14 protein-coding genes are annotated in these 16,724 nt (G+C 70.8%); 6 read left to right on the top strand and 8 right to left on the bottom strand.

What is annotated here, in order from left to right:
- Nucleotide 1 precedes the first annotated feature (1 nt).
- Genes mftD through mftF form a run of 3 tightly spaced genes read left to right on the top strand, consistent with a single transcriptional unit; the run spans nt 2 to nt 3,419 of the window.
- The gene (gene mftD / locus ACZ619_RS28565; RefSeq protein ID WP_469604701.1) at nt 2-1,183 is read left to right on the top strand and encodes a pre-mycofactocin synthase MftD; all 1,182 of its coding nucleotides are present in this window, start codon (nt 2-4) and stop codon (nt 1,181-1,183) included.
- 2 nt (nt 1,184-1,185) lie between these two features.
- Nucleotides 1,186-1,995, top strand: a complete 810-nt coding sequence (gene mftE, locus ACZ619_RS28560; RefSeq protein WP_469604698.1) for a mycofactocin biosynthesis peptidyl-dipeptidase MftE — start codon at nt 1,186-1,188, stop codon at nt 1,993-1,995.
- Nucleotides 1,992-3,419: a mycofactocin biosynthesis glycosyltransferase MftF gene (mftF, locus tag ACZ619_RS28555; protein ID WP_469604696.1), complete on the top strand. Its 1,428-nt coding sequence runs from the start codon at nt 1,992-1,994 to the stop codon at nt 3,417-3,419. The genes mftE and mftF overlap by 4 nt, the downstream gene beginning before the upstream one ends.
- A 79-nt stretch (nt 3,420-3,498) precedes the next feature.
- Here the strand turns inward: mftF and ACZ619_RS28550 are convergent, their stop codons facing one another.
- Nucleotides 3,499-5,298: a flavin-containing monooxygenase gene (locus tag ACZ619_RS28550; protein ID WP_469604690.1), complete on the bottom strand. Its 1,800-nt coding sequence runs from the start codon at nt 5,296-5,298 to the stop codon at nt 3,499-3,501.
- A gap of 527 nt (nt 5,299-5,825) precedes the next feature.
- Between ACZ619_RS28550 and ACZ619_RS28545 the strand changes: the two genes are divergently transcribed.
- On the top strand, nt 5,826-6,671 hold the full coding sequence (locus ACZ619_RS28545; RefSeq protein WP_469604688.1) for a mycofactocin-coupled SDR family oxidoreductase: 846 nt from the start codon (nt 5,826-5,828) through the stop codon (nt 6,669-6,671).
- A 124-nt stretch (nt 6,672-6,795) separates the two neighbouring features.
- On the opposite strand, the gene ACZ619_RS28540 is transcribed toward ACZ619_RS28545, so the two are convergent.
- Nucleotides 6,796-7,191, bottom strand: a complete 396-nt coding sequence (locus ACZ619_RS28540; RefSeq protein WP_469604686.1) for a nuclear transport factor 2 family protein — start codon at nt 7,189-7,191, stop codon at nt 6,796-6,798.
- Nucleotides 7,192-7,234: 43 nt separating this feature from the next.
- On the bottom strand, nt 7,235-8,281 hold the full coding sequence (locus ACZ619_RS28535; RefSeq protein ID WP_469604683.1) for a phosphotransferase family protein: 1,047 nt from the start codon (nt 8,279-8,281) through the stop codon (nt 7,235-7,237).
- Nucleotides 8,282-8,382: 101 nt separating this feature from the next.
- Here ACZ619_RS28535 and ACZ619_RS28530 point away from each other — a divergent pair, with 101 nt between their 5' ends.
- Both ACZ619_RS28530 and ACZ619_RS28525 read left to right on the top strand, forming a co-directional pair.
- Nucleotides 8,383-9,468, top strand: coding sequence for a phosphotransferase family protein (locus ACZ619_RS28530; RefSeq protein WP_469604681.1), 1,086 nt, complete (start codon nt 8,383-8,385; stop codon nt 9,466-9,468).
- 133 nt (nt 9,469-9,601) lie between these two features.
- Nucleotides 9,602-10,333, top strand: coding sequence for a FadR/GntR family transcriptional regulator (locus ACZ619_RS28525; RefSeq protein WP_469604679.1), 732 nt, complete (start codon nt 9,602-9,604; stop codon nt 10,331-10,333).
- 64 nt (nt 10,334-10,397) lie between these two features.
- Here ACZ619_RS28525 and ACZ619_RS28520 read toward each other — a convergent pair whose 3' ends face one another.
- The 5 genes from ACZ619_RS28520 to ACZ619_RS28500 all read right to left on the bottom strand — a co-directional run bounded on the left by ACZ619_RS28520 (nt 10,398) and on the right by ACZ619_RS28500 (nt 16,699).
- Complete coding sequence (locus tag ACZ619_RS28520; RefSeq protein ID WP_469604676.1) at nt 10,398-11,180, bottom strand: SDR family NAD(P)-dependent oxidoreductase; 783 nt, start codon at nt 11,178-11,180, stop codon at nt 10,398-10,400.
- A gap of 79 nt (nt 11,181-11,259) precedes the next feature.
- Nucleotides 11,260-12,768 (bottom strand): class I adenylate-forming enzyme family protein, encoded by a 1,509-nt coding sequence (locus ACZ619_RS28515; RefSeq protein ID WP_469604673.1) that lies wholly within the window; start codon nt 12,766-12,768, stop codon nt 11,260-11,262.
- 2 nt (nt 12,769-12,770) lie between these two features.
- Entirely contained in the window at nt 12,771-14,360 is a 1,590-nt protein-coding gene (locus tag ACZ619_RS28510; protein ID WP_469604670.1) for a CocE/NonD family hydrolase, read from the bottom strand.
- A 121-nt stretch (nt 14,361-14,481) separates the two neighbouring features.
- A complete protein-coding gene (locus ACZ619_RS28505; protein WP_469604667.1) occupies nt 14,482-15,681 on the bottom strand; it encodes an acyl-CoA dehydrogenase family protein in 1,200 nt (399 codons plus the stop codon).
- Nucleotide 15,682: 1 nt separating this feature from the next.
- Nucleotides 15,683-16,699 carry an acyl-CoA dehydrogenase family protein gene (locus tag ACZ619_RS28500; protein WP_469604664.1) on the bottom strand — a complete coding sequence of 339 codons (1,017 nt, stop codon included), beginning with the start codon at nt 16,697-16,699 and terminating at the stop codon, nt 15,683-15,685.
- Between the last annotated feature and the right edge of the window lie 25 nt (nt 16,700-16,724).

The following is a 16,724-nucleotide window of genomic DNA, read 5'->3' as shown; positions in this document are numbered from 1 at the left end:
CGTGGCAAGGAACTCCTGGTTCGAGACCGTCGCCGAAGCACAGCGCCGCGCCAAGCGCCGGCTGCCCGCCTCGGTCTACGGCGCTCTGGTCGCCGGCTCGGAACGGGGCCGGACGATGGACGACAACACCGCGGCCTTCGCCGAACTCGGCTTCGCCCCGCGCGTCGTGGGCCATCACGCCGAGCGGGATCTGTCCACGACGGTACTCGGCCTGCCCGCCTCGATGCCGGTGGTGATCTCCCCGACGGGAGTACAGGCCGTGCATCCCGACGGGGAGGTGGCGGTGGCACGCGCGGCCGCCAACCGCGGTGTGAGCATGGGCCTGAGCTCCTTCGCCAGCAAGCCCGTCGAAGAGGTCGTCGCCGCCAATCCGAACACCTTCTTCCAGATGTACTGGTCCGGCACTCGGGAGACGATGACCCAGCGCATGGAGCGGGCACGGGCGGCCGGTGCGAAGGCGCTGATCGCCACGTTGGACTGGTCGTTCTCGAACGGCCGGGACTGGGGCAGCCCGAGCATTCCCGAGAAGATCGACCTCAGGACGATGCTCCGGTTCGCCCCCGACGTCCTGCCGCACCCGGGTTGGCTGTGGTCCTACGCGCGCACGGGGCATATCCCCGACCTGACCACGCCCAACCTCCAGCCGCCGGGCGGCGACGCCCCCGGGTTCTTCGGCGCCTACGGGGAGTGGATGCAGACGACGCCGCCCAGCTGGGACGACGTCAAGTGGATGCGGGAGGAGTGGGGAGGTCCCTTCCTGCTGAAGGGTGTGGGCCGGGTCGACGACGCCCGGCGGGCCGTCGACGCCGGGGTGTCGGCGATATCCGTCTCCAACCACGGGGGCAACAACCTGGACACCACCCCCGCCACCATCCGGCTGCTGCCGGCGATCGCCGAAGCCGTCGGCGGCGAGATCGAGGTCCTGCTGGACGGCGGTGTCCGCCGCGGCGGGGACGTGGCCAAGGCACTGGCCATGGGCGCACGGGCCGTGCTCATCGGGCGCGCGTATCTGTGGGGTCTGGCCGCGGGCGGGCAGGCGGGCGTGGAGAACGTCCTCGACATCCTGCGCGGCGGGCTCGACTCGGCCGTGCTCGGCCTCGGCCACTCCTCGGTCCACGAACTGTCGCGGGACGACCTGATCGTGCCGGACGGTTTCAGTCGCGTGGCCGGAGCGAAGGCCTGACGATGCCCGACAGGACCGAACAGTCGTCACACGGCCGGAGACTGGCGAACCTGACCTCGCCCAAGGTGCCCGCCGCTCCACTCGTCCTGGTGCCGGTCGGCTCCACCGAACAGCACGGCCCGCACCTGCCGCTGGCCACCGACACTGTCATAGCCACCGCCGTGGCACGGTCAGCCGCGGACGAACTGTTCCTCCTCGCGCCGGAGACCCCCGTCGTGCTCGCTCCTGCCATTCCCTACGGAGCCAGCGGTGAGCACGACGGGTTCGCCGGGACCGTGTCGGTGGGGCACGAGGCGCTGCACGCCGTCCTGGTCGAGACCGTGCGGTCGGTGTCGGCATGGGCCGCGCGGATCGTCTTCGTGAACGGCCACGGCGGCAACGTCGCCACCCTCGACTCGGCGGTGGGAAAACTGCGCTACGAAGGCCACGACGTGAGCTGGTTCGGTTGTGAGGCACCCGGCGCCGACGCGCACGCCGGCCGTACGGAGACCTCCCTGATGCTGCATCTGGCGCCCGCCGACGTGCGGCCCGCCGACGCCGTGCCGGGTGATATCCGGCCGCTGGCCGAACTGCTTCCCGAGCTGATGGCACATGGCGTGCGGGCCGTGTCGCCCAACGGCGTGCTCGGAGACCCGTCCGGTGCCACGGCCGAGGAGGGCCGGACCCTGCTGGCCGTCATGGTGACGGCGGCGACGCACGCCGTACGCTCGGGGAAACCGGACGCCAGGGGCCGTCTCCGGGCCGGAGCCGTGGGCGGACGCCGACTGCCCGCAGGCATCGAACCGCCCAGGGCGAAGAGGGGCTCGCGATGACACTTCCGCTCGGCTTCACCGTGACCCTCGACGAGGACACCGAAGTGCTCGACGGAGGGCGCGCCCTGCTCGGCGGGCACCCCACCAGACTGGTCCGGCTGACCCCGCGGGCCAGGGCGCTGCTGTCGGGTCGCACGCTCCGCGTTCGGGACCGGGCGGGCTCGGCCCTGGCCGACCGTCTGCTGAGTACCGGCCTGGCACACCCGTCACCGACCGTCGGCCGGCCTGCTCCGGGTACGGGTGCACACGAGCCGTCGTGGACCTATGTCATCCCGGTGCGTGACCGCCCGGCGCAACTCGCCAGACTTCTGGCGAGCATCCCGGAAGGCAGCGAGACCGTGGTCGTCGACGACGCCTCGCACGATCCCGGCCGTATCGCGGCGGTCGCCGCCCGGTACGGCGCACGCCTGTTGCCGCTGGCGGCCAACTCCGGTCCGGCGGCCGCCCGCAACGCCGGGCTACACCTGGTCACGACGCCGTACGTGGCCTTCGTCGACTCGGACGTCGTGCTGGCACCCGACACCGTCCCCACCCTGGTACGGCACTTCGCCGATCCCCGGGTCGCGCTGACCGCGCCCCGGATCACCGGCCTGCCCCAGGCCGCCCCCGGCTGGCTCGGCCGCTACGAGAACATCCGCTCCTCCCTGGATCTGGGCCGCCGGCCGGCCGCCGTCCGGCCCGGTACACCGGTGTCATGGGTCCCCAGCGCCTGCGTGGTCGCCCGGGTGGACGTGCTCGCCGCCCTCGGTGGCTTCGACGAGGACATGCGGATCGGCGAGGACGTCGACCTGTGCTGGCGGCTGGACCGACAGGGCTGGCGCATCCGGTACGAACCCGCGGCCCGCGCCGCACACGAGCACCGTGCGCGCTTCACCGACTGGTTCACCCGCAAGGCCGCCTACGGAAGCGGCGCCCACGCACTCGCCGAACGCCATCCCGAACACATCGCCCCGGTCGTCTTCGCCCCGTGGACTGCGGCCCTTCTCCTGGCCCTGGCCGCCCAGCGCCGCTGGTCCGTTCCCGTCGCGGGTACGGTCTGCGCCCTCACCGCCGAGCGGATCGCCCGCAAGCTGCGGGGGACCGCCCGGCCGCGGCGGCACGCGGTCCGTCTCACCGCCAACGGTGCCGTGACCGCGCTGGTACAGGGCGGAGCGCTGCTGACCCGCCACTGGTGGCCGCTGGCCGCCGTCGGCTGTGTGGTCTCCACACGGGTGCGGCGGGCCGTGGCGGTCGCCGCGGTGGCCGACATCGCTCTGGAGTACCGTCCCGGCCGTACGGATCTGGACCCCTGGCGTTACGGGCTCGCCCGCCGGCTCGACGACATCGCGTACGGGACAGGCGTGTGGCTCTCGGCACTTCGGGGCCGGTCCACCGCCTCCCTGCGCCCCCGCGTCATGGTCCCCTCCCGGCGCGCCCGGGGTTGAGCGGCTGGTTCGGCCCGTCGCCGTCGGTGCTCCCCCACCCGACCGCGACGGGCCGAACCAGCCGGCCGGCCCGACGGACTCAGGACGGTTCCGTGCGCTCCGTGCCGTCCATGCGCAGCCCCTCCAGGTCACCGCGGGCCCGCCACGCCGCGGTGAGTTCGTCGAAGGCGGCCACGCCGGGTGAGTAGCGGTCGAAGGTCCATCCGCCGGCCTTTCCCACCTGGCCCTCGTTGTTCATGTAGCCGGGCGTGCACGACTCCAGGAACTCCGTGTTGTCGACGGTCACGCGGCGGAGCTCGGCGAGCCAGGCCGCCTGTCCCTCCTCGGTCGCCTCGACCGTGCGCGCGCCACGGCCGCTCACCTCGGCGATGATGTACGCGATGTTGGCGGCCTGGCCCTCGATGGTGGCGGTGTAGTTGACGGAGATCGCGGCCTGGGTCCGCCCGATGTAGAACCAGTTGGGGAAACCGGTGGTGCTGTGGCCGTGGAAGGTGCGGAAGCCGTCACGCCACCGCTCGTGCAGTTCGACGCCGTCCCGACCGACGACCGGGATCGCCATCCGGCGGTTCAGGGACGTGCCCCACTCGAATCCGGTGGACAGGATGACGCAGTCCAGCTCGTACTCGACCCCCCCGGCCACCACCCCCTTGGACGTGAAGCGTTCGAGCCCACGGCTCTCGCTCACGTCCACGAGTGAGACGTTCGGACGGTTGAACATGTCGAGGTAGGTGTCGCTGAACGTCGGCCGCTTGCAGCGGGCGCGGAACCAGGGCTTCAGCAGCTCGGCGACGTCCGCGTCGCGCACCGCCCTGTCGACCCGGGCCCGCACCTGGTTGAGTTCGCGGAGGTCGGCGAGTTCACCCCGTATCGCGGGGGTGAGGTCCGCATGCTCCTCGGCGGTCACCGTGGACGGCTGGAGGCGGGGATAGAACTCGGTCCATCCGTCCTGGATGAGGTCGTCGTCGGTGCGACGGCCGAGCAGACTGTCCTCCAGGTTGTAGCGGCGTACGCGCTGCCAGCCGGGTTCGAGCGAGTTCGCCCACTCGTGGTCGGTCTTCTGGTTGTTCCGTTCGAGCACCATCGCCGGGGTGCGCTGGAAGAGGATCAGTTCGCCCGCGTCCCGTGCGAGGTAGGGCATCGCACCGATACCCGTGGATCCGGTGCCGATGAAACCGACCTTCTTGTCGGCGAGTCCCGTGAGCCCGCCGGAGGTGCTGCCGCCGGTGTAGCCGAAGTCCCAGCGGCTCGTGTGGAACATGTGTCCCCGGTAGTCCTCGATCCCCGGGACGCGCGGCAGTTTCGGCTTGCTGCCCGGTCCCAGCGCGAGGACGACGAAGCGCGCGGACAGCTCGTCCTCGCGGTCCGTCGAGAGCCGCCAGCGGCCGGCGCCCTCGTCCCAGCTCATCCGGGTCACCGCGGTCTGGAGGATCGCGTTCTCGTACAGGCCGTACCGCTGGGCGATGCGCTGGGCGTGCCCGAAGATCTCGGGCTGGTGGGAGTACTTGTCCTCCGGTACGAAGCCCGTCTCCTCCAGGAGCGGGAGGTAGCAGTAGGAGTCGATGTCGCACTGGGCTCCGGGGTAGCGGTTCCAGTACCAGGTGCCGCCGACGTCAGCCGCCTCGTCGATGATCGCGACGTCGCGGACGCCCGCTTCCTGGAGCCGTATGGCCGTCACCAGGCCGGCGAACCCGGCCCCCACGACGATCACGTCGTGCTCGCGCCGGATCGGCCCGCGGGCGAAGGACGGGTCGGCGAACGGGTCGGCGGCGAACGACGCGAACTCCGTCCGGACGTCGAGGTACTGATCCTGGCCGTCGGAGCGCAGTCGCCGGTCCCGTTCCTCCCGGTACCTGACGCGGATCTCTTCGAGCTCACGCAACGTAGGAGTCGCCACTTCGTCGTCGGCCACCATGCCACCTCTGCCTAGCCCACTCGAACACTAAAGTAGTTCACTACTAAGTTACGGTGGCGCTTCGGGGCTGGTCAACCATCCGTTCCCGGTACGCACGCCCGCCATCGCACACCCGGCAACCGACGCGGTCACAGCCCGCGCGGAAGCGGTTGACACCGCCACGAGCGACTCCTAATGTGATGCACTACTTTCAAGAGGTGTACTACTTTCAAGAGGCAAGGTCGCCGCGGACAGAGCGGGCATGGCAGTCGCCCACCTCGCAGTCGGCAGCCTGCACGGTCGCGGCCGAACGGTCCTTCCGCGACCTCCGACGGGACCCTCCGTCCCGGTCGATCAGGGAGCCTCCGTGTTCCCGCGCTCCATCTCACAGGTCATCCGCACCATATTCCGCGAGGTGCAAGCGCCGCTGACGCCTGAACGGCGGGCGGAGAGCTCGAACCCCCTTCTCCCAGGACGGCCCCAGGCGCCTGGACCTCGCAAGAAAGGTACTCATCGTGGGACGTGTAGAGGGCAAAGTCGCCTACGTCACCGGCGCGGCCAAGGGGCAGGGCCGAAGCCATGCCATCCGGCTGGCCGAGGAGGGCGCGGACATCATCGCCATCGACATCTGCAAGGAGTACGTCCCCGAGACCTCTTTGGGGAAGGGCCCCGCGATGGGGACAGCCGACGACCTGGCGCAGACGGTCGAGGAGGTGAAGGCCCGCGGGCGCCGGATCATCGCGGTCCAGGCCGACACCCGTGACCTCGCAGCGCAGCAGGAGGTCCTCGCGGAGGGGGTGGCCGAGTTCGGGCGCCTGGACATCGTGGCGTCCAACGTCGGCATCGGCTCGTACGGAAAGGCCGACGAACTCCCGGTCGAGAACTGGCAGACCGACCTGGACGTGAACCTCACCGGCTCGTGGAACACCTTCAAGGCGGCCATCCCGCACATCCGCGCCGGCGGCCGGGGCGGCTCCATCATCATGACCACCTCGGGCGCGGGGCTCCGAGGCACCTGGAACCTCTCAAGCTATGTGACGACCAAGCACGGCGTCGTCGGGCTCATGAAGGCGCTCGCTCTGGAGCTGTCCCAGGAGATGATCCGGGTCAACGCCATCGCGCCCACGACGGTGAACACCGACATGGTCCGCAACGAGCAGATCTGGCGCGCGTTCCGGCCGGACCTGGAGAACCCCACCGAGGAAGACGTGATCCCCGGCTACACCTCGCTGAACGCCCTGCCCATCCCCTGGGTCGAGCCGGTCGACATCAGCAACGCGCTGCTCTTCCTGGCCTCGGACGAGGCACGCTACATCACCGGCGTCACGCTGCCGGTCGACGCGGGGTTCATGCTCAAGTAGGGATTCTCCCCCGCCCACGCCTTCGGCCCGTACCCGGTACCGACACCGGGTACGGGCCGAAGGCGACGCGGCCGTGCAGCCGTTTCCCGGCCCGGCCGCCGCTTGGCAGCACGGCCGGGGGACCCTACTCGCTCACGAGACTCGACCCACGGTTCTCCCGGGTGACGAACACCCACGCGCCGGAGGGACCCGGCTTCAGCGTGTCGTGATACCGCCCGCCACGCATCGCCACACCGCCGATACCGGTCGCCTGCACCAGCAGATAGTCGGACACCGCGGTCGCGCGCCCGTCCTTGATGTCGATGACGGAGTTGACGGTGAGATGCTTGACACCGGTACGCACCGGCCACGATGTCACCACGGCGCGGATCGCGTCGATGCCCTCGTACGTGACGCCCTGCACGGTCCACCGGGCGTCGGCGTCGAACAGCTCGGCGGCCTCGTCGTACCGGCCGTCGTCCATGAGGTGGCCGTACAGCGCGAGCGTGCGCCGTACGCCCTCGATCTCGTCGGCGGTCATTCTGTTCCTCCAGCGTCCTCGCGGTACGGATCGGCGACGGCGGTCACGCGCCGAGGAGACGGAAGGTCTCCAGATCGGTGACGGCCGTCCCGAGCCGCTGGGTGAGCTCGAGAATGATCGGCCGCGCGACCTTCCTGGTGACGGCCCACATGTACAGGCCGTACACCATGGCTTCGCGATAGGCCTCGAAGGCCTCCCCGAAGCCGGGCGCGTCCACGCCGTAGGCCGTCAGCCGGTCGAGATAGTGGGCCAGGAGGGCGCGCTCTCCCGCTCGGCGGTCCTCGACCGAGAGGACCGCGGCCACGTGGTAGGCCACGTCGATCGACCAGTGCGCCCGCTGGACGAGCTGCCAGTCGATCAGGGAGATGCGGCCGTCGTGTTCGTACACGTTCCCGGCATGGGGGTCACCGTGGATCATGGCCTCCGGCCGGCCCGCCACCCGTGCGGCGAGCGCGCGCAGGGAGGCGTGGATCAGGCCGACGTCGGTCACCTCGGCGGCGAGGCCTTCCGCACGGCCGTCGCCGAGGAGCTCGGCGAGCTCCTCGTCCGTCCGCCACGGGCGGGCCGCGAGTCCGGCGAGCCGGTCGATGATCCACGGGTGGCGGTCGAGCCCGCCACCGCCCCAGTGGGACGCGTGCAGCCGGGCGAGCTGGTCGAGGCTCGCGCTCGCCTGCTCGTGCGTGTAGGGGCTGAGCGCCTGGAGGAACGTCGCCCCGGCCGCCTTGACGTCGTCCATCAGCAGCAGCCCATGGCCGGTCCCCGGGTCGATCCCGACGTAACGGACGGGCGGATGGCGCACGCCCACCTTCTCGACGACCTCTTCGTAGAAGCGGGCCTCGGTCTCGGAGACGCGTGCGACGAAGGGGGTGAGCGGGTCGTGGTCCAGCATCGCCTTCACGAAGACGTCGAGGCTCTGCGTACCGGACGGCGTGTCCACGATGAGCCGCGTCCGCACTTTCGTCGCGACGGTCACCTGACGTTCCACGACCTCCACCGACGTGACGGGGATCCCGAGCGCCCACCCGAGCCAGTCGGTGGAGAGCACGTGATCGAGGGAGGTGGGGGCCGGATTCCGGTCCGAGGGCGACATGGCGCTCCTTCCTGTCCGCCCGCTCTGTCACCAGGCCGACTAATCTAGTATACTACATATCCCGTCCAGCGAAGAAGGGCAGTTCAGTGAAGGAAGGGTCCGTGTTCCAGGGCAGGTCACCGGAGAACGCCATCGTGGCGCCCCGCGTGCGGGACTTCTCCGAGTTGGCCGGACAGCTCACCGGCTGGCTCGCCCAGCGCCTTGAGGGAGCCACCGACCTGCGACTGGCCGACTTCGAGTACCCCAGCGGCGCCGGCCAGTCGCACGAGACGATCCTGTTCGACGCGCACTGGCACGAGTCGGGCCGGCAGCGCACCCAGGGGCTGGTCGTCCGGATCAAACCGACCAGCTTCACCGTGTTCGTGGACGACATGTTCGCCGAGCAGTACGACGTGATGCGGGTCCTCGCTGCCGACGGCCGCGTCCCCGTGGCCAAGGTCTTCTGGTTCGAGGAGGACCCGGGCATCGTCGGCGCACCCTTCTTCGTGATGGAGCGGCTCCGCGGCAGGGTCGCGGTCAGCAACCCCCCATACGTGCAGTCGGGCTGGGTGGCCGAGGCGACCGAGGCTCAGCGGGCCAGACTCTGGGACCAGGCGGTACGCGCCCTGGCCTCGCTCCAGACCCTGCCGCTCAACTCGTTCCCCTTTCTCGCGCCGCCCGCCGGGATGACCGGCTTCCAGCACGAGTGGAGCCGCTGGGAGGACTTCCTGATCCACGTGGACACGCCGGACCGCCCGCTCCCCGAGTACCGCCGGATCTGGTCGGATCTGCGGGACCGGATGCCGGCGGACCCGCCGCCCGGACTCGTGTGGGGTGACGCGCGGATCGGCAACATGCTCGTCGACGACGCCTTCGACGTCGTCGCCCTCATGGACTGGGAGCAGCCCTCGCTCGGCGGCGCCCTGCACGATCTGGGCTGGTGGCTGTTCATCGAGCGGGTGATCACCCGGCGGAACGACGGACGGTCGCTGCCCGGCATCCCCGACCGTGAGCGCACGGCCGCGATCTGGGCCGAGGTCACCGGCATCGAACCCGTCGACCTGCACTGGTACGAGGCGTTCGCGGGATTGAAGATCGCAGCGCTCGGCGTCAACGTCATGGACATGCGCGGACTGGTGCCGCCCGGCGGCGACTACACCGCGACCTCCCCGATGCGCGCGCTCCAGGAGTGTCTTCTTGAGCGCTGATTACCCGCCCGCCGGTGCGCTCGGATAACGTTTCCGGTGTTGACCTGGGTCCGTCAACGCCCTGATCCTGCTGCCCCGCAGCGCACCGCGGCGGCCTCACGCGGACCATGAATTAGAAGGACAGTGCTTTCCAGTGACAAACAGCAGCGAGACGCCTCAAGCGAGCGGCAAGTGGATCGAAGTGGCCCGCAACCTCGTTTCCGAGCTGGCCGATCGTCGCGTGGCTCCGGGTCAGGTCCTCAACATCGAGGCCGACATCGTCGCCCGGTACGGCGTCTCTCGGGCGACGCTCCGTGAAGCACTGCGCCTTCTGCAATATCTGGGCCTGGTGGAAGTCCGGATGGGGCGTACTGGCGGAATCGTTCTCCAGGAGCCGACCGCCGAGCACTTCGCGCAGATCCTGACGCTCTACCTCCAGTGTGCCGGCTGCACCTGGCGCCAACTCCTGGAAGCCTACGTACAGATCAAGCCGCTCATCGTGGACGCGGCCGCCCGGAACCGGACCGATGAGCAGGCCGCGCAACTGGAGTCGCTGCTGTCGGAGATGGGGCAGCTCCCGATCGAGGAGCAGGCGCACATGATTCCGACCCTGGTGAAGTCGTACCACGCGATGTCGGGCAATCCGATGCTCAATCTGATCGGGCGGGCTTTCGAGACGGTCGTCCTCTCCCACTCCGCGGTCGACCGCACCACGAAATCCGATTTGCCGAAAGTCGTCGAGACCACGCGACTGCTCGCCCAGGAAATCGCGAACGGAAACGCGCCCCGAGCCGTCAAGATCGCGCAGCGCCAGGGAGAAGCCGTCCTGGAGATCCGCCGGCAACGGCAGCCGGAACTCCTCGACTCCGTCATTTCGTGGGAATGACGGAGTCCCTCACGGATCCCTGAGTCGCCTTGTGCCTGTTCGGGGGACCAAGGTCAGGTGACGATCACAGCAGGGTGACGGAGGCGGGTTCGATACCGGCCGTCCGGAGAACGTCCTGGCTGTAGAGCACCTGGCCGGTGACGCGCTCGCCGAGCGGACCGGTCAGGTATCCCACGGCGTTGGCCATGTCCTCCGCGCTCTCCAGCTCGCGCCCCTTCAGATCGAAGAAGGCGCCGGCGCCGAAGGTCGGCACGATGTGCGTCGGAGCCAGCGCGTTGACGTCGACACCCTCGTCGTAGACCTCCGCTGCCAAACCGGTCGACAGTCTTTCGACGGCCGCCTTGCACACGCCGTAGATCGTGTTCAGGGAGGCGTCGGCCCGGGGAGCGGGAACCTTCGGGTGTACCGCCGCCTTGGAGCTGACGTTGATGATCCAGCCGCGCTTCTGCTCCCTCATCGCGGGCAGCACCGCCTGGCACAGGTCCAGGACGGCGCGCACCTGGACTTCGAGCATGAGGTCCAGCCGCGAGGCACGGAACTCGGCCACCGGCTCGAACGTGGAGACGGCCGCGTTGTTCACCAGGACGTCCACGGGGCCCAGTTCGTCGGTCACACGGGAGATCAGTTCGCCGCGTTCCCGGGCCACCGACAGATCGCAGTCGAAGGGAACGGCGTGGCCCCCGAAGCCGAGGATCTCGTCGACGGCGTCCTGCGGTGTCGCCGGATAGCGCGCGTCGACGCGTGCCGCGATCGCCACCGACATGCCGTCCCGCGCGAGCCTGTTGGCGATCGCCCGGCCGATGCCTCCGCTCGATCCGGTCACCAGCGCGACGCGAGGTCGTGTCATGTGTGCCACTTTCCTTCCCTTGCTGTGTGCTGCCCGGTTCGGCGTGCCGCCGGTGCCGGCGTGGGTGTGGTCCGCCCCGTCAGCCCTGGCCGACCACCAGGTCGACGAGAGTGCGCCGGAGCACCTTTCCGGTGGGCGTCGTCGGAAGCCCGTCGAACATCACGACCCGGTCGGGAGTCTTGGAACTGCGCATCCTGGCCTTGACGAACTGCCGGATCTCTTCGGCGAGCGCGGCCGTGTCGAGCCGCCGCCCGGGCCGGAGCACGACGCAGGCGACGATGCGCTGTCCCCACTCCTCGTCCGGTACTCCGATGACCGCGCTGTCGGCGACGGCCGGATGGTCGGCCAGGACGGCCTCGATCTCCTCCGGGGCGATGTTCTCGCCACCGCGGATGATCGTGTCGTCCGAGCGCCCCTTGACGAACAGGAAGCCGTCGGTGTCCAGGTAGCCGATGTCACGGGTGGGGAACCAGCCCTCGGCGGTCAGCCGGCTGCCGCCCTCCAGATACTCGCCCGCGACCTGCGGACCGCGCACCGCGATGTCGCCCACGACACCCGGCGCAACCGGCCGTCCCTTCTCGTCGTGGATCTCGATCTCGACGGTCGGCAGGGGCTTGCCCACGGACGACAGCCGGGCCCGCACGTCCGGGTCCTCGGCGGCCAGGGCCTCGCGATGCTCCGCGGGACCCAGGACCGCGATCGAGGACGCGGTCTCGGTCAGCCCGTACGCGTTGACGAAGCCCGTGTCCGGGAAGGTCCGGAGCGCCTCGACCAGGGCCGGCCGGGCGATCTTCGCCCCGCCGTACGACAGCGTCCGCAGCGAGGGCGGCCCCTGCTCGTCACGGGACCTGAGCTCCTCGACGATGCGCACCAGCATCGTGGGCACCACCATCGCGTGGGTCACCCGCTGGGTACGGACCTCGTCCAGCCACCGCGCCGGACCGAAGTGGTCCAGGTAGACGATCCGGCGTCCCGAGTACAGGTTCGACAGCAGGTTCGCGACCGCCGCGACGTGGTACGGCGGGACCGAGAGGATGGTCGCCTCGGTGCCCTCGGAGGCCATGAACTCGACCGAGCCGATCACGTACGCGGTCAGGTTCTCGTGCCGGAGCACGGCGCTCTTGGGCGCGGCGGTCGTCCCGCTCGTCATGAGCAGCACCGCGACGGCGTCGTCGTCCGCGGTCTGCGGGGCGGGCACCTCGTCGCCGCGGTCCTGCCGTGCCCTGGCGAGCAGTTCGTCGACGGTCATCGTCGGGTTGGCCCCGATCGCCGCGACCCGCTCCGGGGTGTCGGAGACGACCAGGGAGTCCGGGTGGCGTCCCAGGATGTCGGCGAGCTGCTCCGTCGACAGCCGGTAGTTGACCGGCAGGAAGGGCACCCGCGCGTAGGCGGCCCCGAAGAACGCGGTGGGATAGGCGAGACCGTTGCCCGCCAGGTACAGCAGGGAAGGCGTCCCGGAGGCCGCGATGACGCGCCCCGCGGCCTGCGCGTCGTCCCTGAGCTGCCGTGCTGTCACGCCGTGCTGCCGGTCGCCCAGGAGCACGCGGTCGGGCATGCCCTCCGCCGCCATGTCTAGAAGCACCGTCACGTTCACGAGGCGTCCTCCTCAAGGACCGGCAGGACCACGTGGCTCGGACGCGCGCGGACCGTCGTCATGGATGGCTGGGTGCTGCCGAGTTCCAGGCGCGGGTGGTTGGAGTTCGCGATCTGGAGGCGGAGGCGGTGCCCCCGGTCGAACCGGTGGGCCGTGGACCCGAGGGACACGGAGGTGGCGCGGGGCCCCTCCGCGCGCACCCGGGTCACGCCGTCGACCACGTTGACGGACCGGCCGTCCTGGTCGACGTCGGTCAGCTTCACACAGAGGTCGTAGGGGGCGGCGCTCGACTCGGCGTGGATCACCGCCGTCACCGGTCCGGCGACCGTCACCGGATCGGCCAGCGGCGCCGAGGTGAAGACCAGCACGTCGTCCCGCGCCTCGACCCGGCTCTGCTCGCGCGGCCCGGCGATCCGGGTGCCCGGGGCGATGAACCGGCCTCCGACGGAGGGCACCGGCCGCGCCGGGTCGAAGAGCAGCCGCCACGCGTGGTCGTCCTCGGGTGCGCCGGGGGTCAGTACGCCGTCGCCGCGCCGTGACTGCGGGGCACGGCCGTCCAGGTACCAGACCGTCTCGGTGTGCGGCGGGGGCCAGCTGGGCCAGTCCCGCCACTCGTCGGCGCCCATCACGAACACCCGCACCCGGGGCATCGCCGGCTCCGTGCCGCTCATGACCGCGTCGAAGAAGCGGAGCTGCCGTCCCGCCAGGTCGACCGCGGCCGGCGCGGCGGCCGGGCCGAAGTCGACCTCCCCCACGACCTGTTCGATCACCGTGTGCTCCCACGGCCCCACGAGCAGCCGCTGGTCGCGCCGTACCTGGCCGGAGGGACCGTGCTCGGTGAGGCCCTGGAAGTTGGCCAGGGTGCCTTCGAGGAACGCGTCGTACCAACCGCCCAGGTGCAGGCCCGCGGTGCGCAGGCCGGCGTACTGGGCGTCCATGTTCCACGCGTCCCAGTACGCGGGGTCGTCCCGGCGGCTCAGCCACGTCCGGTAGTGCGGGACGGCCTCGGCCGCCTCCGGGCCGAAGGCTTCGGCGACGGGCCGGGTGAACGCCTCGGGGTCGACGGCGAAGGCCGCGAACTCACGGCGTGCCGCACGGCTGGCGCCCGGCGCCGTCATGCCGAGGGATGCCGTCCAGGTCTGGAGGAAGTGCTGTTGGAGCACCTCGTCCTCCAGCAGCCAGCCGGTGCGGTAGCCGGCGGCGGTGAAGGACGGCGCGACGCCCACCAGGCCCTCCGGTCTCCCGGCGGCGGCGAGCAACTGGGTGGCCCCCACATAGCTCGCCCCCCACATGCCGACCCGGCCGTCCGCCCACGGCTGCCGACGGCACCAGTCGATGGCCGCCGCGCCGTCCGCCGCCTCGTTCTCGAACGGCAGGAACGTACCCTCGGCGTCGAACCGGCCGCGGCAGTCCTGGACGACCACCGCGTAACCGCGCCGCGCCGCCCGCAGCGGGTTGAACAGGGCCAGGTTGGTCAGGGCCCGGGAGTACGGGGTCCTGGACAGCAGGACCGGGTGGCGGTCCCCGTCGTCCGGGAGGTACACGTCCGCCTGGCTGGTCAGGCCGTCCGCGAGCGGGACGGGCACGCCCGTCAGTATCTTCAGCGCTTTCACACGGGCTCCAAGTGCGGGCACCCCTTGCGGTACCGCTGTCGGCCGGGGCGTGCCGCGAACGTCCTGGCGGGTGCTGCGCGGGAGCTTCGCCACCTCACTGGTCCTTGCCGCGCATCCGGCGAAGGCCCAGGCGGCGTTCGGCGATGATGTCGCGCTGGACCTCGCTGCACCCCCCGGCGATGGTGGAGACCTGCGCGTCGCGGAACGAGTACTCCAGCCAGCCGTCCGCGGCGGAGGGGGCGTCGGCCGTCGGCGCCACCAGGCCGTGGGGGCCGCCGAGATCCAGCAGGTCCGCGGTGATCCGGACGTAGGCCTCGGAGGCGTAGAGCTTCGCTCCGTTGCCGACCCCTGGCTGCCTGCTGTCGTCGTCGTTGCGACCGTCGAGAAGGCGCGAGACCTCGCAGTCAATCGCGGCCCGGGCCAGCCGCCGGCGTACGTAGGGGTCCTCCAGCAGCGGAGAACCGTCCTGCTTGGTCGCGCCGTCGGCCCATGTGACGGTGCGGCGGAAGAGCGCCTCCAGGCGTCCCCAGCGCTGCCACATCGTCACCATCCTGCCGACCTGGGCGGTGGTCCTGACCTCCTGGGAGTACCGGGCACCGGCGCCGTGCTCGAAGTCGAGCGCGACCCGCATCACCTTCCAGCCGGCGTCGACGTCGCCGACCCGGCACGAGTCGGGGACCCGGACCCCGGTGTAGTAGGTCATGTACGTCGCGTGGCCGCGCAGCGTCGGCACCTCGCGGATCTCGACCCCGGGCAGGTCCAGCGGCACGAGGAAGAGCGTCAGGCCCTGGTGCTTGGGCACGTCGGGGTCGGTGCGCGTCAGAAGGAACACGTGCGTCCCGATCTCGGCGTTCGACGTGTACATCTTCTGCCCGTCGATCACCCAGTCGTCGCAGTCGCGGACGGCCCGGGTGCGGGCCGCGGCGACGTCGGAGCCCGAGTCCGGCTCGGTGTAGCCGAGGACGGCCACGTACTCGCCGTTGACCAGACGCGGCACGAAGTCCGCCTTCTGCTCGGGCGATCCCACCGCTTCGAGGATCGAGGCGACCAGACCGACGGTGCTGGTCGAGCGCAGCTCCAGGCCGGCCCGGTCCACCTCGCGGACGAAGGCGTTCGCCTCGGCCTGCCCGGCGTCGGCGAGGTGCTCGACCTGCCACGCGGAGAACAGCCGGTGGAACTCCTTGTCGAAGGGCCAGTCGAATCTCCTCGCCCGCATGCCGGCGGGGAAGTGCTCGTCCAGGAAGCCCCGGAGCTCGGCCGCGAGCTCCTCGTTGACCGGTTGCGCGAAGTCCATCTCAGCTCTCCTGTGCCAGGTACTTCTGGATCATGCGGTCCGCGATCGGCCCGAGTTCGTCCTCCGGATCCCCGCAGACCAACGGCCACGCCTTGGCCCGGCGCAGAAAGAGCTGAGGGCTGCCCTCCAGGGCGAACCCGATGCCGCCGTGCACATGGAGGGCGTCGGCGGTGGCCTGCCGGGCGGACTCGACGGCGTGGTAGTAGGCCATGGCGGTGAGATACGCGCCGTCGGGTGCCTCCTGGTCGAGGTTCCAGGCCGCGTCCAGGCACAGCAGCCGGGCGCCGTCGAGCGCCACGGTGTCGTCGGCGAGCGGGTGCGCCACGCCCTGGAAGCTGCCGATGACCGTGCCGAACGCCTTGCGCTGCTTGACGTAGCCGAGGGCGATCTCCATGGCCCCCTCGGCCGCTCCGACCAGGGCCGCGGCCGTCAGCAGCTTCCACTCCGAGAGCGCCGACGCGAAGAGCTCCCGGGCCCGCTCCCCCTCGGCGAGCAGCTCGGCGTCCTCACGCACGGCACAGGTGGACAGGGGCATGGAGCCGAGGTTGGTGGGGGACGGTCGCGGCCTGTCGCCGTCGATCCCGCTCAGGGTCAGCCGCTCGCCGTCGAAGGTGATCATCCGCGCGGCGACCGCGCCCGCCGGGACCGACGGAACGGAGGTGCCGCGCACTGTCCGGGGCACGAAGGTGACGATTTCGTCCGGTGACGGCCGGCTCTCGGGGCGGCTCCGGCTCATGAGCCGGTGCACCACCATCGCCTCGACGAGCGGCACGGGGGCCAGCGCCCGTCCGCAGGCCGTGGTCACGAGCATCAGGTCGACGAGGGTCGCGCCGGGGCCGCCCGCGCTCTCCGGGACCCCGAGTTCGGGCAGCCCGAGCCGGGTGACGCCACGCCACAGGTCGGCGTCGAAGCCCAGGGGTTCGGCGGCTCGCACCCGGTCGAGGGGGCACTCCTTGGCGAAGAACCTTTCGACGCTGTCCCTCAGGTCTTCCTGGGTGTCGCTGAGATGTGTATCCATGGTCCGCAGTCCTTCGGTCCGGCCC

Source organism: Streptomyces sp. NPDC104367, from assembly GCF_055583825.1.
The sequence above is the reverse complement of the archived record's forward strand: the minus strand, read 5'-3'. Positions and strand labels throughout refer to the sequence as shown.